15 protein-coding genes are annotated in these 22,170 nt (G+C 41.4%); 10 read left to right on the top strand and 5 right to left on the bottom strand.

Annotated elements, in window-relative coordinates:
• Positions 1–4: 4 nt before the first annotated feature.
• Positions 5–1,495 carry a RagB/SusD family nutrient uptake outer membrane protein gene (locus tag ASU31_RS19070; protein ID WP_057933874.1) on the bottom strand — a complete coding sequence of 497 codons (1,491 nt, stop codon included), beginning with the start codon at positions 1,493–1,495 and terminating at the stop codon, positions 5–7.
• 9 nt (positions 1,496–1,504) lie between these two features.
• Positions 1,505–4,900: a SusC/RagA family TonB-linked outer membrane protein gene (locus ASU31_RS19065; RefSeq protein WP_083505432.1), complete on the bottom strand. Its 3,396-nt coding sequence runs from the start codon at positions 4,898–4,900 to the stop codon at positions 1,505–1,507.
• Between the two features lie 994 nt (positions 4,901–5,894).
• Here ASU31_RS19065 and ASU31_RS19060 point away from each other — a divergent pair.
• The 5 genes from ASU31_RS19060 (at position 5,895) to ASU31_RS19040 (ending at position 14,661) form a co-directional block, all read left to right on the top strand.
• Positions 5,895–6,431, top strand: a complete 537-nt coding sequence (locus ASU31_RS19060) for an RNA polymerase sigma factor (protein WP_057933873.1) — start codon at positions 5,895–5,897, stop codon at positions 6,429–6,431.
• A gap of 42 nt (positions 6,432–6,473) precedes the next feature.
• Positions 6,474–7,598, top strand: a complete 1,125-nt coding sequence (locus tag ASU31_RS19055; RefSeq protein WP_057933872.1) for a FecR family protein — start codon at positions 6,474–6,476, stop codon at positions 7,596–7,598.
• A gap of 72 nt (positions 7,599–7,670) precedes the next feature.
• The gene (locus ASU31_RS19050) at positions 7,671–10,979 is read left to right on the top strand and encodes a TonB-dependent receptor (RefSeq protein ID WP_057933871.1); all 3,309 of its coding nucleotides are present in this window, start codon (positions 7,671–7,673) and stop codon (positions 10,977–10,979) included.
• A gap of 11 nt (positions 10,980–10,990) precedes the next feature.
• A complete protein-coding gene (locus ASU31_RS19045; protein WP_057933870.1) occupies positions 10,991–12,670 on the top strand; it encodes a RagB/SusD family nutrient uptake outer membrane protein in 1,680 nt (559 codons plus the stop codon).
• Positions 12,671–12,672: 2 nt separating this feature from the next.
• Entirely contained in the window at positions 12,673–14,661 is a 1,989-nt protein-coding gene (locus ASU31_RS19040; protein WP_057933869.1) for an FAD-dependent oxidoreductase, read from the top strand.
• A 176-nt stretch (positions 14,662–14,837) separates the two neighbouring features.
• On the opposite strand, the gene ASU31_RS19035 is transcribed toward ASU31_RS19040, so the two are convergent.
• The 3 genes from ASU31_RS19035 to ASU31_RS19025 form a co-directional block, all read right to left on the bottom strand.
• On the bottom strand, positions 14,838–15,734 hold the full coding sequence (locus ASU31_RS19035) for a helix-turn-helix domain-containing protein (protein ID WP_057933868.1): 897 nt from the start codon (positions 15,732–15,734) through the stop codon (positions 14,838–14,840).
• An 83-nt stretch (positions 15,735–15,817) separates the two neighbouring features.
• Positions 15,818–16,114: a putative quinol monooxygenase gene (locus ASU31_RS19030; protein WP_057933867.1), complete on the bottom strand. Its 297-nt coding sequence runs from the start codon at positions 16,112–16,114 to the stop codon at positions 15,818–15,820.
• Between the two features lie 36 nt (positions 16,115–16,150).
• Positions 16,151–16,945 carry an SDR family NAD(P)-dependent oxidoreductase gene (locus ASU31_RS19025; protein WP_057933866.1) on the bottom strand — a complete coding sequence of 265 codons (795 nt, stop codon included), beginning with the start codon at positions 16,943–16,945 and terminating at the stop codon, positions 16,151–16,153.
• A 230-nt stretch (positions 16,946–17,175) separates the two neighbouring features.
• Here ASU31_RS19025 and ASU31_RS19020 point away from each other — a divergent pair, with 230 nt between their 5' ends.
• The 5 genes from ASU31_RS19020 to ASU31_RS19000 all read left to right on the top strand — a co-directional run bounded on the left by ASU31_RS19020 (position 17,176) and on the right by ASU31_RS19000 (position 22,169).
• Complete coding sequence (locus ASU31_RS19020; RefSeq protein ID WP_057933865.1) at positions 17,176–18,054, top strand: helix-turn-helix domain-containing protein; 879 nt, start codon at positions 17,176–17,178, stop codon at positions 18,052–18,054.
• Positions 18,055–18,139: 85 nt separating this feature from the next.
• Entirely contained in the window at positions 18,140–18,736 is a 597-nt protein-coding gene (locus ASU31_RS19015) for a sugar O-acetyltransferase (RefSeq protein ID WP_057933864.1), read from the top strand.
• A gap of 27 nt (positions 18,737–18,763) precedes the next feature.
• Positions 18,764–19,810, top strand: coding sequence for an alpha/beta hydrolase (locus ASU31_RS19010; protein ID WP_057933863.1), 1,047 nt, complete (start codon positions 18,764–18,766; stop codon positions 19,808–19,810).
• A gap of 332 nt (positions 19,811–20,142) precedes the next feature.
• Positions 20,143–20,751 carry a TetR/AcrR family transcriptional regulator gene (locus tag ASU31_RS19005; RefSeq protein ID WP_057933862.1) on the top strand — a complete coding sequence of 203 codons (609 nt, stop codon included), beginning with the start codon at positions 20,143–20,145 and terminating at the stop codon, positions 20,749–20,751.
• A 44-nt stretch (positions 20,752–20,795) separates the two neighbouring features.
• Entirely contained in the window at positions 20,796–22,169 is a 1,374-nt protein-coding gene (locus tag ASU31_RS19000; RefSeq protein WP_057933861.1) for a TolC family protein, read from the top strand.
• Position 22,170 lies beyond the last annotated feature (1 nt).

The following is a 22,170-nucleotide window of genomic DNA, read 5'->3' as shown; positions in this document are numbered from 1 at the left end:
TATACTAGTTATAGCCCGGATTTTGAGTATAAAGGCCAGGTGCAGTCTGAATTTCTGCCGCAGGCACCGGATAAATGACATAGTTCGGTACAATTTCATTAATTTTCGTAATCGCATCGGCTACTCTCCAGGCATTCATCTGCGAGATGGCCAGGCCTTCGCGCACAAGGTCATTCCAGCGAAGTCCCTCCCCTAAAAATTCTCTTTGTCTTTCCTGCATCAAAATCGGAATGGTTACGTTAGATAAAGCACCAACTCCAGCTCTGGCCCTTACCCTATTCACACTGGCATCAACATCTGCCTGAGAACCTGCTGCACCATGAAGAATACATTCGGCTTTCATGAGCAAAATATCGGTATAACGCAGTACGATAAAATTAATCGGCCAATCTCTTCCCGATAAGCCCTTTTTAGCTACATCGATATATTTTTTAATAAAAGGACCTGCAGTATAGGTAGTGGCTACATTGAAAGGATATCGCACATCGGTGCCGCTTACCGTATTGGTGGTGTAAGAATTGACCAAACTTTTTGATACCGGAAAAGTACTGGCTCCATAACCATTTCCAAAACTGTTAGAAATCCCATTGCTGGTCCAATAAGCTACAGGCACCAAATGGGAAGGAAAACCTGCTCCGTTTAAACTCGAAGCAAACTGTATGTCGAACACCACTTCACTATTGTTTTCGTTGGTGTAAGAAAATATTGATGCATAATTGGAGGCAAAACTGTAAGGACTCCCGGTAAGTACCGCATCGAACAAAGCCGCAGCCTTATCATATTCATTGCTGTTAAGGCCAGGTCCGTTTATGCCATAAGTAGGCCCCGATTTGGTAAGATAAACCAGTCCCAACAGCCCTTTTGCAGCATAGGAAGTTGGCCTTCCAAGATCAGTTCCGGTAAAAGTTGCGGGTAAATTGGCCGCCGCATACTGCAGATCAGATTCGATCAGTGCATAAACATCGGCTACAGGACTACGTGGAATGCTTGCTACTTCCACAGCGCTCTTTACGGTCGATATTAATGGTACCTGGCCAAAAGTCCGTACCAGGGAAAAATAATAAAATGCCCTTAAGAAACGGACTTCGGCGGCATACCTTGTTGCATTTGCGGCAGTGAGCACACTTCCTTTGGTTTCTAATGCTGCCAAAACCGTATTCGCATTATATATGCCATTGAAATTGGCTTTCCAGGCAGTAGTGATAAACCCAGTGGTGGTAATACTCGGGGTAAAATTATTGATCCCGTCCCAATCGCGGTTACCATCAGAAGTCGCATTTAAGTTGTCGCTGCGCGTTTCACCCAGCCACAATGCCTGACTGGGATAATTGCTCAACTGGGAATACACCCCATTTAGAGCCTGAAGAAAGTCGTTATTATTCGTAAAAAAATTCTCTGTAGCCAAACTCGACTCTGGTGTTTGATTTAATTGTTTTTCGCAACTGCCCAACAGCAGTATTGCGGAGAACAGGGTTAAGTATATTTTCGTTTTCATCTTATTCTACTAAAAGCCAATGTTTATTCCAATTGAAGCTGTTTTACTTAATGGTGCCGAACCGTAATCGCCTGATATTGCATAGCTTGCATCGCCACTTACGTTCGTATTCTGCGCCTCGGGATTCGCTCCCCCCTTATATTTGTCATGGGAGAAATAGTTTTCGAGTGCTACAAATATCCTTGCTGAGGAAATGCCAGGGGTTTTGATCAATCCCTTCAGGTTATAGCCCAAAGTAATGTTCTGTACCCGAAAGAAATCGCTGGAGTAAACCCAATCAGAGGTTACATTTGGATAAGTATAGTTTGCGCCCAGCCTGCCCCTTGGTGCATCCGGATTGGGATCTGCTGCGGTCCAGTGGTCTCTCCATACGCCAAGTACATTTGCGGTTGTACTTCCCGAAAAGTCGATTGCACGGCCCAGATAAGAAAGTATCGAACCTCCATGCTGACCATACAGCTGTATACCAAGGTCGAAATTCCCATATTTAAAATTGTTTGTCCAGCCCCAGGTATATTTGGGAGAAGGCTGGCCACCTACTACCCTGTCGGCAGCACTGATTTTTCCATCGCCATTGGTATCAACGTATTTTGCATCGCCAACTTTCTGTCCGGATACTTTTGCCACAGCCGGATTGGCAATATCTGCAGCCGTTAAAATTCCATCGGTTTTAGTGATATAATAGCTGAAAGCAGGGAGTCCTTCCCTTAGCAGATATGGTGCATTGCTACCGCTATAGGCAGAAGCGATTTCGATATCGGCATGTGTTGGACCAAGATCGGTTATGGCATTTTTGTTAAAAGCAATGTTGGCATTCATCGTCCAGGTGAAATTGGCTGTTTTTACGTTTACCGTATTCAATCCGAATTCCAATCCTTTGTTTACCACCGCACCTATATTTTGTAAACTTGTACTGAAACCACTTGCAGATAGTACCGGCAGGTTTAACAACAGATCGGTATTCTTTTTATGATAGGCATCGAAGGTGAAATTGATTCTGTTGGCCAAAAGGCTGAGGTCTAAACCAAGATCATAGGTGTTGGATGTTTCCCATTTCAGCGCTTTATTGGCAAGGCCCGAAACCACCTGCCCGGTAGCCGTTGTTGGTGTATTGCCGCCAAATACGTAATTCGAATTTACCAGGGTGCTTATGGCATTATAGTCGCCAATGTTGTTATTGCCCGATTTACCCCAGCTTAACCTTAGTTTTAACTCACTGATGGCCTTAACATCCTTAAGAAAAGATTCTTCTGAAACTTTCCATCCGGCAGATACCGAAGGAAAGGTTCCCCAGCGGTTTTCGGATCCAAATTTAGAAGAGGCATCTCTTCTAATGGTACCAGATAAAAGGTATCTGTCTTTAAAAGCATATTGAAGTCTGCTATAGTACGAAAACAGGGTATTATTAGCTGCGGTTGAAGTTCCTGTAGTGGTTACCCCTGCAGCGTTGGCAATGGCATTACTAAGGGTTTTGATGATATCGTTGGCAAAACCTCCGGCCGTTGCAAGGCTTACCCCTTCGGTATGCACTATATTGTACGACACCCCCGCAATGGCAGAAATCTTATGGACACCGGCAATTGTTGTGGTATAGTTAAGGGTATTCTCGTTAAGAAAGTTTTGTTTCTTGGTTACCGCGTAAGAGCCGGTTGAGTAAAGACCTGGATTCGTTAATAAAGCTGATGCTGCACCAACGGTAACCTGATCGGATGTATATTTTGAAGTATTTCGATCAACATTATCATAATTTACGCTTGATCTTACTGAAAGGCCTTTAATTATCTGATAATCTGCGTATATTGAAGCCAATAATCTCGAGGTTTTTACCTTGTTCATTGCAGTTTCGAGATAGGCATACGGACTGATTAACCTTGGGCTCGCCCATGTGTAGGTGCTGTTGCCGTAAGCGCCAGAATTTAAGCCTGCCGAACTTTCAACTACCGGCACCATCTGTAAAGCATTCATGAGCTGGTTATCCTTACCTTCGCCCGGAGGGGCATTATTAACGGAATAAGATGGCGCAAGGTTGATCCCGAATTTAAGTTTCTTACTCGCATTGGCTTCCACATTGGCCCTTAAACCATAATTTTTAAAATTGGAATTAATCAACGTTCCGTTTTGGTTAAGAACGTTACCTGAAATAAAGTAGGTCACATTTTCTGCTCCTCCACTTGCTGAAACCTCATAGTTTTGATAAGGTGCATTGGTAAAGATGGCATCCTGCCAATCTACATAATCAAGACCGGGGTGCCCGGGCTGTGCCCATCTCGGATCGGTCATAAAAGAGGTGTTAATGGTACCTGGAGCAAGGCCTAAAATAGCGGCTCTTTCAGCATTGGTTTGGGCAGCAGTTCTCCCAGTACCAGAAGCTACCCATGCAGCGTTGGCCAGTTCTGTTGCCTGGGCAACCCACTCATCAGCACTAAGCACATCGATCTTTCTGGCTACCGAACTAATACCTGCGTTGGCATTCACATTAATTCTTGGTTTGCCCGCAACACCTTTTTTGGTTGTGATAATCACTACTCCATTTGCGGCACGCGAACCGTAAATGGCTCCCGCAGCAGCATCTTTTAATACCTGAACACTCTCAATATCGTTAGGGTTAAGATTGTCGAGCGGACTGTTCGAAATACCTCCGGAGGCATTCTGACTGGCTACATCCAAAGGAAAGCCATCCAATACGTAAAGGGGTTCATTACCTGCCGTGATTGAGCCAGCCCCGCGTACCTGGATACTTAAACCAGCTCCGGGTGTACCGCTTTGCTGTCTTACCTGAACGCCGGCCATCTGGCCGATAAGCGCCTGCTCAACTCTTGATATCGGCTTCTCTTCTACTGCTTTTGCATTAAAAGTGGCTACGGAGCCTAATACATCGCTTTTTCTTTGCGTACCATATCCTACCACAAGTACTTCTTCAAGCTTACTTTGATCAGGATCAAGTTTTATAGAAAGCGGCTGGCCTTTATAAACCACCTCCTGTGTTTTATAACCTACATAGGTAAAAACCAAAGTAGGCTGATTTAGCTCGGTAACCAGTTGAAATTCGCCGTCGGGATTTGTTGATACCACCTGAGCAGTTCCTTTTAACCTAACACTTACCCCAGGCAGGGGAAGATTCTTTTCATCAGTTACTTTTCCTTTAATTGTAACAGTCCGCGAGCGTAGGACTGAGGTATTTGAAATCGCAAAAGAAGCACCAGGAAAATTATATGTTATCAAATTTGCCACAACGGCTATCTTTGAATGAGGGTGGAGGTTAATATTTTGTCCTTCGCCGCTTCTTTTTGCCCCGGCCTGCAGAACGGAGGAAATCAGAAGAATTCCAGTTAGGCAGGGCAATAAAAGTATTTTTGACGAAGGTGTATTATGCGAGTCCTTCCAGGACTTTCCGCTTATTTTCATAATTTATATTGTTTTATGCCAATCATGAAACTGCAACAAGCTTCAGCAATATGAAAAATTCCCGTGCAGAATTCATAATTTTGACATGATCATTGAATGAACTGACCGGATGCAACGCCAATTGATCTCCGGTAATGGTCGAAATCTGGGGAGAATGCAGAAACGCATTTTCCCCTATTTATATTCAGTAACTATCCTATTTTTTTCAAGCTCCTTTCTATACCTTTGGGTATTGTGTTTTATCATTGATTTGAGATTATCCATTCAACATTTTCAGTCAGCCACTCCTTTATTTCATTCCCACATCATGTTAAGATTATACAGAGGTTATGACTTTAGCGTATCTACTTCCGTTTGATTATTTCCTTTCCACATGGTCATTAAAAAAAATAAAACTAGAGAAAAGACTAAAACCAGAGGATCAACAACAGCAACAAAAGTTATTACAGGATGTATTAGAGCTCGGATTAAGGAGATAAGCAACTGTTTTGGGCATCATAATATATTAAATCTATAGTATTAGTAGACAAAATTATATTATCTTAACATAGCCTACAAACATTTAACAAATTTTACGACTTTGATAATTTTTCAACTTCCGGCAACGATGGCATAACAATTTATACGCGTAAAAATTATTCTATTCATAAAACCATCTGTGTTATTGTGTATAAACATTTGTTTTTTCAGCTAAATTGTTCAACAATCCGAATTAGTGTGCTGCAACGGTCACAGCCTAACTGCCTCTTTACTATAAAGCCATAATTGGATAAATTTTAGCTAAAAATAAACACCTGTTGAAAGACTGAACCTGAGATACATCTGAACATTCATCCTATTAACTATCTGTTCACATTACAGCTGTATAAAATATCAGCGAGGCTTAAATCCTCAATCTGAATAGTGGAAACAGTTGCATCATGCTTAGTACCAGACCTTTCTTGTTTTTCTGAATTTCAAAGTATATATTTATCGCCTGCTTTAATCTATATTAATGGAGATCACTGACCAAATATTATTGAATGACCTTAAGAATGGCAAGAAAACTGCTTACGAACAGGTATTTAAAAAATATTACAAACCACTCGCGCTAAAAGCATATATGATGCTGGAGGACGAAATGGAGGCGGAAGATCTGGTCCAAAACCTGTTTATTTCCATGTGGCAAAAATCACATTACCACTCTGTAAACAGTTCCCTTAAAGCTTACCTTTTCAGGGCTGTGCACAATCAATGCCTGATGGCCCTAAGGACAAGAAAAGTTACCCAGCAAAAAATGGATGAATATACCGAAAGGATAAACCTGGAGGAGGATATTGAACAATCAGAACAGACCGGCAGCGAAAACACCATTAACCTTGCCCTTAACGAGCTTCCTGCCCAGCGCCAAAAAGCATTTAAGCTGGTTTACATGGAAAATAAAAAATATCAGGATGCAGCCAATGAAATGGGGCTTTCTGTTAATTCAATAAAAACGCATTTGAAGCTTGCGGTTAAAATGTTACAGGAAAAATTAATCACATTCAGATGAGCGTTCACCTAATGATACTATAACTGCATCTATAAATAAGAGATGGAATATAACGAGGATTTTATAAAAGGGCTTTTATTTGAAAAGATTGCAGGCACGATAAGTGAGGGCGATGACTTTATTGCTGAAAAAGCAATTCTGGCAGACCCCGATACCAGGGAATTCTGGGAAGAGCTGAAATCAAAAATGGAAAGACCTGGTACAGCATCTTTCCTCTCGGGTCTTGATGAAACAAAAGCATGGGAAAATGTTGATACTCAACTTCCGCAAATACCAGTTAGCTCTTTTTATGAGCGAAACCGGCGGTACATCAGTGCCGCTGCAATGCTACTTATCGGATTGCCTTTGATATGGTATTTTTTTAATAAACAGCAGTTAACACCTCAAGAAAAAAGTACTGTACAACAACAGGTATATCTCAAAACAGATAATGGCAAGATAATCGAACTCACAGCAGGTCGTACCATTAACATGGACGGTGCCACAGTACACACCAAACAAAAAGAATTAAGTTATGCCCCAGCAGGAGCTGGCAATAAAGATTGGGCAACCCTGCATGTACCACCAACTAAAGATTACAAGATTACCCTGCCCGATGGAACAGAAGTCTGGATGAACTCTGCTTCCAGTCTGCGCTTTCCCTACAGCTTTGATAAAAAAACAAGGGAAGTTTATTTAACAGGGGAAGCTTATTTTGAAGTGTCCCACAATCCACAATCGGAATTTATCGTACATACCGGATTTGCCGATATCAAGGTTCATGGAACTTCATTCAATGTAAACGCCTATAATGTGAAAAATTTTGCCACATCTCTTATAAGCGGATCAGTTTCGGCCGCTAAAGGAAATGAATCCATCATATTAAAGCCAAACCAACAGGTAAGCTACAGCAATGAGAAACTCATCATCAAAACTTTTGATCCCCAGGAGGTACTTTCCTGGCGAAACGGTACTTATTATTTTCATAACCAATCTCTTTCCGAAATTGCACAGGTACTCAGCCGTTGGTATGATGTAAAAATCAATTGGAAATCCCCTGCTCTATCAGAACAGACCTTTACCGGTGAAATCGATAAGAAACTTCCCCTGGGTGTTGTGCTATCAAATTTAGAATTGTCATCAGGCATAAAGGCTAAACTGGAAAGCGGAATATTGACATTCAGATAATTTTTTCAGGTTCCGTTCACCCATTTTGGTTAAAGCTGCATCTTAAGGGAAACCAATATAAACTTAACTGTTATGAACAAAAACCTTACCCGAACGGGCCGGATTTCATTGCCGGTTGCTTTCATGCTGCTGTTCATCCTCATTACCGGGGCAAGCCCCCAAACAATAGGCAGAATCAGTATTGAAGGCAAAAACATCACCATTGCTTCTGTATTCAGAACAATTAAAAAACAAACAGGCCTTACTGTTTTCTATAGCAACAAGCTCCTTGATGATTCTGAGAAAATTTCTGTCAATTTTAAACAGGCTGAGCTTCCTGAAGTGATGAACCTGACTTTAAAGGGGAAAAAGCTTGAATGGGTTTTAAAGGAGACCTACATTGTACTGCAAAAGGCTACATCTCCCGAAAAGAGTGAAGAGCGCATTCAAAACAAGCCCATCGGGGAACAAAAAAAAGAAGATCGGACTGGCGTTGTTACCGATGAGACCAACAAACCAGTCCCAGGGGTTAGCATAAAGATAAAGGGAGCTAACGGCGGAACGGTAACCGATGAAAGCGGTCAGTATAAAATCAATGCCAATCCAGGAGATGTCTTGGTATTTTCATACATAGGATTTGCAGTACAGGAAATACGCGTTGGAACGGAAAGCCGGATAAACATTAAACTTTTACCGCTTGATGAGAACCTGAACGATGTTGTTATTGTGGGCTACGGCATCCAGAAAAAGGTAAACCTGACCGGAGCGGTTTCACAGGTTTCTGGCAAAGATCTTGCTGCCCGTCCCATGGGACAAACATCTGCTTCGTTGCAGGGAATGGCACCGGGTGTTACTGTGAGACAGAGCTCTGGAAGACCTGGAGGTGACGCTGGAACTATCAGGATCAGGGGTATCGGAAATTTTCTCGATCCCAATCCTCTTGTGATGATTGACGGTATAGAAGGCTCTATGAATAATATAGACCCCAATCTGATTGAATCTGTATCCATTTTAAAAGATGCGGCCTCATCCTCTATTTATGGCTCGAGGGCCGCAAACGGCGTAATTCTGATCACCACAAAAAGGGCCGTTGCCGATCAGGTAAATGTATCTTACAACAACTATATCGGCTGGCAAGAAGCAACTAATATGCCCAACCTGGTTAATGCACTGGACCATATGTTGCTGACCAATGAAGCTTATGTGAACACCGGACGCACACCGTTATATTCTGAAGCACTGATACAAAAATACCGCGAGCAGGGTGGAGTTAGTTCCGATCTGTATCCCAACACGGACTGGCAGAAAGAAACCTTAACCGGATCAGGATTACAGCAAAGCCATTTCCTCACCATCCAGGGTGGCACCCAAAAAGTAAGGCTCTTGGGTTCATTCGGTCTTTTTGATCAGAAAGGGATTATTGAAAATTCAAGCTTCAAACGGTATACTATCCGGAACAATGCAGACATTACTTTCTCTGACAAACTTAAGGCAAGAATAGACCTCCAGTTTGTCAATGCCATCACCACTGATCCTGCAGCCTCTTCGAGCGAAATTTTTCAGTGGATGAACGGAATCCCTGCAAATCAGATCGGCATCAACCAAAACGGCCAGTGGGGCGTTGGATGGAATGGTTCCAATCCGATTTCGGCAAGTAAAGATGGCGGTACCAATCGTACCCGCGGGCCTTTTGGGAGTATTAATGCTACCGTTAACTATAAACCCGTTGAGTGGCTGGAAGCTGAGGCCGCTTATTCGCCAAAATATGCGCTATCCTCATCAAAAAATTTCAGAAAGGCAATCCAATCCTATCTGCCAAATGGCGCCACAAGTTTCCTTACCCCTGCCCTAACTTCACTCTCGCAAAATAAAAGTGAATCATTTTTTAACAACATACGTGCTACGCTTACTGCCTCAAAAACATTCGGGAACCACAGCTTAAAATTTTTAGCCGGGGCATCACGCGAGGATTATTTCAATGAATGGACCACTGCTTTCCGTGATACATACATCTTGCCAGATTATCCGGTGTTAAACGCTGGTTCCGCTCTAAACCAACAGGCAACAGGCAGTGAAGAAGAATGGGCATTACAATCCCTGTTCAGCAGGTTTAATTATGTATATAAAAACAAGTATCTGCTGGAAGTCAATGCCCGTTATGATGGCTCCTCGCGCTTTTCATCTGGAAATAAATATGGCTTTTTTCCATCTGCATCGGCAGGCTGGCGCATCTCGGAAGAAAACTTTATGGCTGGCTTAAAAAAAGTGGTCAACGAAGCTAAATTAAGGCTTTCGTGGGGAAAATTGGGCAATCAGAATATTGGCACCTACCCCTCTGTTACCACAATTCTGCTTGAATCCTATACCCTTGGAAAACAGATTATAAATACTGCTGCCTTAAATAACCTGGCAAACAAGATGATTTCATGGGAAAAAACGGAAGAAAAAAATATCGGTATAGATCTTACCCTATTCAACAACCTGAGCATAACTGCAGATTATTACAGGCGGAGAACAAGTGATATCCTGCTTCAGTTGGATATACCATTAATAGTTGGTGTTGGTAAACCCTTTCAAAATGCAGGTGTTGTTGATAATAACGGCTGGGAGCTCGGGCTTGCTTATAAAGGAAAAATAAAGGATTTTAATTATAACGTCAGCTTCAACGTTTCAGATGTAAAAAACACCATTGTGGATACCAAAGGTGTCAATCAGACCGGATTGACCGTTAACCGTGAAGGTTATTCCATTGGTTCTCTTTTCGGTTACCAGGCCGAGGGGCTTTTTGCTTCTGATGCAGAGGTCGCCGCTCATGCCAAGCAGTTTGGTACGGTAAAGGCCGGAGACATCCGTTATAAGGACCAGAACGGAGATAACCTGATCAATGAGGCTGATAAAATTGTTATCGGCAGCACTATACCAAGATTCACCTATGCTTCAACCTTGAGCGGTTCTTACAAAGGTTTTGACCTTTCGGTATTAATTCAAGGGGTTGGTAAAGCAAACGGTTATCTTGCAGGCCCTGGTATCTTACCATTTAATGTTGGCGGCGCAATTGGCGGAACCATCAGGGAGGACAACAAAGACCGATGGACACCGGATAATCCCAATGCAAAATATCCACGTCTTGCTTTCGGCGAAACCAATAACGAACAGGTTTCTACCTTCTTTTTAAAAGACGCATCATACCTGAGGATAAAAAATGTCCAGATCGGTTATACTTTGCCAGTTGGCATTGCCCAGAAAATTGCACTTAAAAGGCTCCGGATTTTTGCAAACGGATCCAATCTGTCATCATTCGACAGGTTCTGGGAAGGATATGATGTAGAAGCGCCGGTTGGCGGTGGGAACATATACCCTCAGGTTAAGGTTTATACTTTCGGTTTAGAAGCCACTTTTTAAAAACAGAACAGATGAAAACTAAAATATACCATTTAATGCTCGTGCTTTTATGCACAGCCCTATTATCCTGTCAAAAGAACTACCTGGATAAAAGCCCGCTGAGTGGCCCTTCAGATGAATCGTTTTTCAGCAACCAGGATGAACTGATATTGGCTGTAAACGGCCTGTACCGTTACGCAAGTTATGCCCCTTTGGATAACATGCCACTTAACCTGCTTACCGACAATAGTACCGATATCGGTTGGGACAGGAACAACAGTGCGCTGCAGAGTCTGGGCAAGGGCAACCAGGATAGCAATAACGGTTTTTCCTTAAGTGTATGGACAGAAGGCTACAAAGTAATTGCCAAGTGTAATTTCATTTTAGACAATATCGACAAGGTAAAAGATAAGGCCACCACTGCCATCTACAACAGGAGTAAAGCTGAAGCACGTTTTATGCGTGCCTACACTTACCAGTACCTCATTGATTATTTCGGAAGCGTACCCTTGGTTACCAAAGTGTTGACACTCGAAGATTCACAGCTACCTAAAACCCCGAAGGCTGAAGTGCTGAGCTTTGTGCTCAAAGAACTGACTGAATCAGCCGCTGATCTCCCTGTTAGCTATGGCGCTGCAGATGTAGGAAGGGCAACCAGGGGTACCGCGCTGGCCATTAAAGCCAGAGCTGCCCTGAACAATGAGAGATGGGCAGATGCTGCAGAAGCTGCAAAAGCAGTTATGGACCTGAAAATTTATAGCCTGCACAATAATTTCGGCACACTGTTTTCTTACGCCGGACAAAACTCGCCTGAGATCATATGGGCTTTTCAATACCTGAAGGCATCAAAAACAAAAATGCATTCTACCCCCAATAACCTGCTATCGCGCAATGGATTAGGCTTCACCAACAAAGTACCATCTCAATCCCTGGTAGATGCCTTTCCATGTACAGACGGGCTCAATATTGACAAGTCTCCCCTGTACGACCCTACATCTCCATATAAAAACAGAGATCCCCGACTTGGCTTTACCATAGCAGTTCCAGGCTCTATATTTTACAACTACCAGTTTGAAACACACCGGGACAGCGTAAAATGCTGGAACTACAATACCACTCCTGCTACACGCGTAGATAACCAGGATGCCCTGAATGCTTTCGCCACTTTTACCGGTTACTGCTGGAAAAAATATGTCGATCTGGAAGATAAGGCCGATCGGACAAATTCGGAGCTGAATGTGATCCAGATCAGATACGCAGAGATACTGTTGATTTATGCGGAAGCAAAAAATGAACTCGGACAGCTCGACCAGTCTGTATATGATGCCATAAACCTGGTAAGGACGCGGCCAAGTGTTAACATGCCAGCCATCACTACAGGAAAAACAATGGTGGAGTTCAGAAGCCTGGTACATAAAGAACGGATGTATGAACTTGCCATGGAAGGATTCAGGCTTTCTGATCTGCGCAGGTGGAAAATTGCTGATAAGGCGATGACCGGAAACTTTTATGGCCGGGTACAAAAAGGTTTATTGGTATCGGCACCACAGATTGATATAAATGGCCTGGCCGATTACAGTGCTGTACCAAACCGGGCAGAACTTAGGGTGATCGAAGTCCGTGTTTTCGATACCGGACGGGATTACCTTTGGCCGCTTCCAAATATAGAGATCGTTACCAATCCAAAACTCATTCAAAACCCCAAATACTGATAATGAAAAATATCCTTATATACATTTTACTCGCAATCATATGTCCTGTAACCGGTATTAAAGCACAAAGCTCATTGTATAAAAACTATGACATCTGTATTTATGGTGGAACCTCTTCAGGAGTTATAGCGGCTTACACTGCCGCCAGATCGGGAAAATCCGTTCTTTTGATCGAGCCCGGAAAAAACCTCGGCGGAATGAGTTCTGGGGGGCTTGGTCTGACAGATATCGGAAACAAATATGCCATTAGTGGCCTTGCCCTCGATTTTTACCGAAGAATAGGCAAACATTACGGCAAGTTTGAGCAATGGATCTTTGAACCCCACGTTGCTGAAAACCTCTTTAACGAATATATCAAAAAAGCGAAGGTGCCTGTTCTCTACGAAAACCGGATTACAGGGGTAGAAAAAAAAGGAACCCTGATAACAGCCATCACGCTGGAAAATCCGGGAAAAAAGAAAGTGGGCACTGTAAAGGCCAAAGTATTTATCGACTGCTCCTATGAGGGAGATCTCATGGCTAAAGCAGGGGTATCCTACACGGTGGGGCGCGAAGCAAACAGCACTTATAATGAAACCTTCAATGGTGTACAGCTCATGAACGGGCATCAGCTTCCGGACGGCATAGATCCTTATAAAGTTAAAGGAGATCCGTCAAGCGGGTTGCTTTGGGGAATTACTTCAGAGAAACTGATCGACAAAGGCAGCGGTGATAAAAAGGTACAGGCCTATAATTTCAGGATCTGCCTCACCAATAACCCCGCCAACATGATCCCGATCACCGAGCCTGAAGATTATGTTCCCGAACGCTATGAGCTGCTCATCAGACAAATGGAAAAAAGAAATTGGAAATCCCTCCAAGATGTCTTTATCTGGAGCGGGATGCCCAATCAAAAGACAGATATCAACAACAGAAATGGTTTTTCAACCGATATGATCGGGATGAATTGGGAATATCCTGATGCAGATTATTTAAAACGCGAACAGATCTGGAAAGCCCATATAGCTTACACGAAAGGGCTACTTTATTTTGTTGGTCACGATGCCCGCATCCCAGAGCATATCCGAAAAGAGATCAGTCAATGGGGATACCCTAAGGATGAATATACCAGCAACGGCAATTGGTCACATCAGCTCTACGTTAGGGAAGCAAGGAGGATGCTTGGAACTCTTGTAATGACCCAGCACCACTGTCAGGGCAAGGAAGTTGTATCCGATGGGATCGGAATGGCAGCCTACACCATGGATTCGCACAACTGCGATAGGCTGGTGGTTAACGGCGTGGTCAAAAATGAGGGCAATGTAGAAGAAGGCGGATTTGGTCCATACCCCATTTCCTACCGGGCAATCATACCAAAGGAAAATGAAGCTTCAAATCTCATCGTTCCTGTCTGCCTGTCTGCTACACACATTGCTTACGGTTCCATCCGGATGGAACCGGTTTTTATGGTACTTGGACAATCTTCGGCAATGGCCGCTGTTCAGGCGATAGACCGCAATCTTTCGGTTCAAAAAATCGATGTAAGCCGTTTGCAGCAGCAATTAAAAAGCGATCCTTTGGCCGATGGAAGTAGCCCTGACATCCTCATTGACAACAACAATACGGATAAAGTACAGATAAAAGGCAACTGGACAGTGCAAAAAAAAGGTGGTTATGGTCCTGATTATTTTGAGACCCCAGAGGACGCAGACACCACAAGATCTGTACGTTATAACCCCGGACTAGCTACAAACGGAACATATGATGTTTATGCCTACTATCCGAAAGCCGGATCGCCAGATATAGAGACAGTTGTTAAGATATTTGATGGCAAAGAACATAAAACCATTTTGATAAAAAGTGCCGAGGTTAAAGTGCTTGGTCAAACTTCAGGAGAATGGGTGAGCCTTGGCAAATATTCATTTTCGGGCAGCAACCGGCCATATATCGAAATCAAATCGAACGGAACAAAAGCAATTGCCGATGCTGTGTTATTGGTCCCTTCTCCTTAGAAATTTAATTATTGTAAAGCTGTAATAAAGGCAAAGCATCCCTTATCCAATCAATAATGAGTCAAGAACGCTTTCTTAAAATGTTTTACTTTAATGATGAGCGATACAAATTGGCGTAGGTTTCAGCAAAAAGAAAATACGCCAGTTTGGCTTGCCATGCAAAAGATTTAAAGATATTAATTTAAAAACTGTTCTCGATATTCAGTAGGTGTAACTCCTACTTCTTTTTTAAAAAGCCTTGAAAAATACGGTGGGTTTTCAAATCCTAATTGATAGGCTGTTTCGGCAACAGTTTTATCAGTGCTCATCAACAAGTTTTTTGCTTCCATTACCAATGCAATGTGTATATGGTCTAATGCCGTTTTGCCCGTTTCTTGTTTCAATAAATCGCTCAAGTACCTTGCTGACAAAGATAATTCAGATGCCATATACTTTACTGTTGGCAATCCGTTTTCTTTCAGTTTGCCACTATCAAAATACGCTTTTAAATGATTGGTAAATTTCGAAACCGTAGTACCCGAAAGCACTGTCCGATTTAAAAACTGACGCTTGTAATAACGTTGTGAATATTTTAAAATAGAATCGATATGGGTTAGCATAATGTCTCTGCTATACTCATCCTGGTTATTATAATATTCGGCCCTTATTTTATCGAACAAATCCCAAAGTGTATCTTCTTCTCGGGGTGAAATATGCAATGCCTCATTGGCCTCATAATCAAAATAACCATATTTCTGAACGCCTGAATGCAATGGATGATTCACTAAAAAATCTTCGTGAAAATAAATCATAAAACCTTTCTCGGTGAGCTCTATGTCATTCATCTGCACAATTTGATTGGGTTTTAGGAAAAACATAGAACCATTTTCATGGTCATACTTCGTTCTGCCGTACATCACATTGCCCGACTTTACTTTCTTCAAAGCTATTTTATAAAAGCCCAGGGTAAACTCGGTTTCTACAAATTGGCACCCTTTTATATCTTCAAACGTTACTAAACCCAACATCGGATTTTCTGGTGGCAGAAAGCCATTTGTAGTATAAAGTTCAGTGATTGTTTTATAATGCTTCATTATATTTATGATGAATTAGATTTATTAAAATTTTGATACATGAAGGTAGACTTTTAATAAAGTAATTATTCGTTTTACCTGTTTTAAACCACCTTCAGATAAGTCACCACTGGTGCAGTTTTCAATTTTCCATCCAAAAAATTAAAGAAACTTTTTACATAATCCTGCTCCAGATGCCATTCATAAGTTTGTTGCGAGGAGTACACTGCAAAAATAACTAATGTGTTCTCAGTTTCTTTTTTAGTTGTTAAAATAAATGTCTCGCAACCTTCCTCCAACAATATTTTTTCCCTTGCGGCCTTTGCTTGTGGTAAAACTTCCTGCATCACCTCAGGCATTACAGTAATTTCTGCGTGGGTAATTATTTTTTCGGCTTTCATTATAAATAATTTGAGATTTTTATTGGTTGTTCATCATTATTTTACACTCTTCAAGATAGAGCCCTCAAATATTTTCGGTGCAAAGGCCTGTAGGAAGACAATCATTCCACTCATTTTGCCTACAGGGTTACTGAATTTCGGTTCTTTAGCTTCAATTAATTTGGTGATTTTTGAAACCACAACTTCGGGAGATTGCGCTTCGTCTATACCTTTTTGCGTCGCTGCATTTACTTTTTTTCTGTATACATCATAGTCGGCAATATTGCCCGTTGATGCAATCGCATTGTGTCCAAGATTAGTTTTGAACCAAACAGGCTCTACCACGCTAACTTTTATATTGAATGGGTTTAATTCAAATCTCAATGATTTAAAGTACCCTTCCACAGCGTGTTTCGAAGCAGAATAATAAGATAAATTTGGCGGGCCAATCAAACCAACTATAGAACTAACGGTAATGATCTGTCCGGATTTTTGTTTTCTGAAAATAGGCAATAAAGCGTTGGTCACTTTTACCGTTCCCCAAAAATTAGTTTCAAATTGTTGCCTTGCAACATCCATAGGCGTTTCTTCTGCTATGCCAGTAACCATAAAGCCCGCATTGTTCACCAAAACATCTAACAGTTTGGTTTCATTCGCAATTTGTTCCGCAAAGGATTGAATTGACCTGTCGTCATCGATATCAAGTCTTAATAGTTTGAAAGGAAGTTTCTCTTGGTACTTTTGTGGTTCGCGGCTGGTACCGATAACATTAAAACCTTTCTGATGAAGTTTTTTAGCAAGCATTAGTCCAAATCCTGACGATGCTCCTGTAATTAGAATTGTCTTACTCATTATTATAATCTTTTATTTTGTTAAACGATAAAGCAAAGGTGAGACAAGGGCACTTTAGGTTAATTATACAGAAGTGGGAAGATATGATACATTTTTACGGATGATTGCTTTTAACCGTCGTTGAGGCTTCGGGTTGGGCCCCTTGAATTACCGCTAATACATTATATGGCTTCTTAAAAAATAAAATGGTGAACCCCGATAGATATATTTGAATTTCTTAATTTTGTTAAATGAAAGAGAAGGTTATAAGAGCAATTTCCAAATTTAACCATGAGCTGAAACTGCAAGGTTTTAAAGCATTTCAAATAGAAGAAGACACTACTGACACCCGTACCTATAGCCGAAAGGAATTCTATAAAATTTGCTTAACGACTGGAAAAAGCAGGATTCACTATTCAGATAAAACATACGAGCAGGAAGGAACCATTCTCTTTTTTGGAAATCCGCATATCCCTTACTCCTGGGAAACCATTTCTACAACTTATGTTGGCTATACCATTCTTTTTTCGGAAGAATTCTTTAAAAATTCCGAACGGTCTGAAAGCCTGCAACAATCTTCCTTTTTTAAAATCGGCGGGACGCCCGTTTTGAAAATAACTGACGAGCAAAGAACATTTCTCAATACCATTTTTCAGAAAATGATTACCGAACAAGAAAGTGACTATGTATTTAAAGATGAGTTGATTCGCAATTACATCAGTCTGATTATTCATGAATCGCTGAAAATGGAGCCTTCAGAAGGTTACGAGAAAAACAAAAATGCCTCCTCGAGATTAACTTCCGTTTTTCTGGAGTTACTGGAGAGGCAATTCCCGATTGAAACTACTGCAAATCCGCTTCAGCTAAGAACTGCACAACAGTATGCACAACATCTGAATGTACATATCAATTACCTTAATCGTGCAGTAAAAGAAGTAACTGGAAGATCAACAACTACCCATATTACCGAGCGAATCCTCACAGAAGCAAAAGCACTTTTGCAACACACCGATTGGAGTATTTCAGAAATCGCCTACGCGTTAGGATTCGACTATCCCACCTACTTCAACAATTTTTTCAAAAAAGTTACCGGAACTAACCCTACTGCATTTCGTTTAGCAGAAGTTTGATTTTCTTAATCATTGGTTTGATAATCGTTACTATCTTGACTAAAGGCGGGGCTAACTTTGTAGCTGATAATCAACTCCAAATACGATGTCAGATTCAAACCATATCCCCGGTTCTTTACCATCTCAAAAAGATATTTTTGAGCGGCTTTTAGCTAATGAAATCATACTCCCCACCGATCCGCAAATAAGCAGATTGAAGGAAGCAGCATTCGCCGTGAAAGAATTGCTGATTCAGATGAATAATTCCTCAAATTCTGAAGAAATCTCAGAAATACTGAGCAGAATTCTAAATAAAGAAATTCAGGATGTTACTGTCTTCACGCCGATATACATCAATTACGGCAAACACATCAACATTGGCAAAAACGTATTCATCAACTTCGACTGCACCTTTCTGGCATTGGGCGGAATAACCATTGAAGACGATGTTTTAATTGGCCCGAAAGTCAGCCTTATTACAGAAAATCATCCACTAAACCCTGAGGAGAGAAAAGGACTGATAGGCAAGTCCATTCACATCAAAAAAAATGCGTGGATTGGCGCCAATGCTACCATTTTACCAGGCGTTACCATTGGTAAAAGTGCTGTAATTGCAGCAGGAGCAGTAGTTTCAAAGGATGTTCCCGATCATACAGTTGTTGGTGGAATTCCGGCAAAACTTATTAAAACTGTTCAACCTTAATATTAATAAAAAATAAATCAAAATAAAATGAGAAAAGCATTGGCAATCGCAGTATTGTTTCTGGTAACAGGACAATCATTTGCACAAAAAGTAAAATCAAATTCAGAAAAAATGAATACATCAAAAGAACATTATACATTCCAGCTCAGCGATAAAGTAACCCGTCAAAAAGTAAGCTTCAAAAATCGATATGGCATTATATTAAGCGGAGATTTATATCTTCCAAAAAATACAGGAACTGAAAAATTATCAGCATTGGCAATCAGCGGTCCCTTCGGCGCGGTGAAGCAACAATCATCTGGCTTGTATGCCAATCAAATGGCAGAAAGAGGTTTCGCTGTTGTCGCATTTGATCCGTCTTACACTGGTGAAAGTGGTGGCGAGCCAAGAAATGTAGCTTCACCGGAAATCAACACTGAAGATTTCAGTGCCGCAGTTGACTTTTTGGGATTACAGAAAAACGTAGATAGAAACAAAATCGGCATTATTGGAATCTGTGGATTTGGAGGCTTTGCTTTGAATGCAGCGGCAATTGATAAACGAGTAAAAGCTGTTGCCACTACAAGTTTGTACGATATGACCAGAGTAATGTCCAGGGGATACAACGATGTTGTGACACTTGAACAAAGAACCAAAAGGTTGGAAGATTTAAGCCAGCAACGTTGGAAGGATGCCGAAGCCGGAAAACCTGCAGACGGCCCGAGAAATTTACCGGAAACACTGAAAGGCGATGAACCACAATTTGTAAAAGAATATTTCGATTATTATAGAACGCCACGCGGTTTTCAGGTCAATTCAGTTAATTCAAACGGGGCCTGGCTGATTACCAATCCAATTTCATTTATGAATATGCCAATTTTAAGTTACGTTAAAGAAATTTCTCCAAAACCAATGCTAATGATTGCAGGAGAAAATGCACATTCAAGATATTTCAGTGAAGATATTTTCAAAATTGCGAATGAACCGAAAGAATTGATTATTATTCCAAATGCAGTTCACGTAGATTTATATGATAAAGTGGATGTAATCTCTTTTGACAAATTGGGTAGTTTCTTTAAAACTAATTTAAAGTAATGTATAGTTAAATACTTGTTACAGGTTCGCAGATGGGCTTGGAAAATTAGTGGCGACACCATTAATTGCAATGGGTAATCAGGTGGTTTTGCACACAAGAAATGTGCAAAGGGCCGATGAAACTTGATTTGAAGTTATGCAATAGCCACAACACCTTATCAACCCCACAGGGAAGCAAAATCATCAAGGTTAAGTAAAATATACAATCATTTAAAAAAATATTTGTTTTATTGAACACTGTTCAATACATTTGTACTGTCAATTAAAATGAGTGTTGCAAATGAAAAAGTTATTTCCTGAATCAGGTTAATATCTTATAAATTATTTTATCCATGGGCATTACAGAAAGAAAGCAAAGAGAGAAGCAGGAAATGAGACAGCGCATATTGAATGGTGCCAGAAAAGTATTTCTTCAGAATGGCTATGAGCAGACCAGTATGCGCAACATCGCCAATGAGATCAGCTATAGTGCAGGGGTAATTTATTTCCATTTTAAGGATAAGGGTGAAATCTTTCAGGAACTCCATAAAGAGGGCTTTAGCCTACTTCTTAGACAACTTCGGGTGCTGGATTCGGTTATAGACCCATTTGAGCGCCTGAAAGCCTCTGGACGTGCGTTCATCCAGTTTGCCCAGGAGAATAAAGATTATTATAACCTGATGTTCCTGGTAGAAGAACCATTAAAAAATACAGAAGAAAGCGGTTTCCAGATTGCAAAAGAAGCAATAAAGTACCTACATGACCTGGTCTTAGCATGCCAGCAGGCTGGCCGTTTCAAAGACATGGATCCAGAGTATCTTACATTTATGATCCTATCTGCTACCCATGGCATCTGCGCTCTTTTCTGTAAGGACAGAACTATGAGTTTCGAACACAAGACCAACAAGGAACTTATGGAGAATGGATATGCAAGTTTTGTTACTTTATTGGAAAAGGGTTAACCTTTTTTTTATTTTATTATTGAACACTGTTTAAATTTATTACAATGATTAACTACATCAGAAAACTACCCACTGCTTACCGACTGGCCGTCTTACAGCTCTCAGTCATCTTGCTCCCATTGGGGCTAAGCGCCCAAAACCGTTTGAACGACTATATCTCACAGGGGCTAGCATCAAACCAGAGCATCAAGGAGCAAAACTTCCTTTTGAAAAAGAACATTTATGCCCTACAAGAGGCAAAAAGCATGTTCCTGCCCAGCGTAACTTTTTCTACCACTTATACGAAAGCCGACGGAGGCAGAACAATTGATTTTCCTACAGGCGATCTTTTTAATGCCGCCTACGCCACGTTGAACCAGCTCACTGGAAGCAATTCCTTTCCTCAGCTTGAAAACCAAAGCATACTGCTCAACCCCGATAATTTCTACGATGCCAAGTTTCGCACCAGTCTTCCCATCCTGAATGCCGAACTGGTATATAACAAAAGGATCAAAGCACAACAGGTGGACCTGCAGAAAGCGGAAATACTGATGTATAAACGTGAACTGGTAAAAGAAATCAAAACGGCATACTACAGCTATCTTAAGGCTACAAACGCAATAAGGATTTATCAATCTTTTCTGAAACTGCTCGAAGAAGGTGAAAGGGTAAACCGGAAACTCTTTGAGAACAACAAAATCAACCGTACAGCTGTGATCCGTAGCCAGAACGAGGTATCAAAAATAAACGCATCGCTTACCGCTGCTCAAAAAACAGAGGAATCTGCCCGTTATTATTTCAATTTTCTATTAAACAGACCATTAACGGAGCCCATTCTGACCGACGACGTTCCATTGCTGCCCGCGCAGGACAACCTATTGCTTAATGAGGTGAATGGTCGTGAGGAACTGGCCAAGCTTGAGATTGCCAAAGGAATAAATAAAAACCTTACCGGCCTTGCCAAATCTTATCTTATACCCAAAGTCGGCACTTCGCTCGATCTGGGTTCGCAGGCCTTTGACTGGAAGTTTAACCAGAAAAGCAGATATTATCTGCTGGGCGTTTCACTGGAATGGAACCTGTTTTCCTCAGGACGGAACAGCTATAAGATAAAACAGGCTATCGCCAGTGAACAGGCTGTATCGGCACAAACCAACCATGTGACCCAGCAACTGCTTACCGAACTGAACGTGCGCAGGGCAAACCTGCAAAGTGCTTTAGCTCAGTACCAGGCGGCGCAATCGCAACTGAAGACCAGTCAAACTTATTATAATGACATGACCAAGCTCTATAAAGAGGGAATGGCCATTTATATAGAGCTGCTTGACGCCCAGAACCAATGGGTAGATGCCCAGCTTCAATCCAACATTGCCCTATTTGACACCTGGATATCCCTAACCGCTATCGAACGTGCCAACGCTAGTTTCAACATACAATAAA

It is taken from the genome of Pedobacter ginsenosidimutans (genome assembly GCF_001442625.1).
Lineage (GTDB): Bacteria > Bacteroidota > Bacteroidia > Sphingobacteriales > Sphingobacteriaceae > Pedobacter > Pedobacter ginsenosidimutans.
Note: the sequence above shows the minus strand (reverse complement) of the source record. Positions and strands in the feature narration are given on the sequence as shown.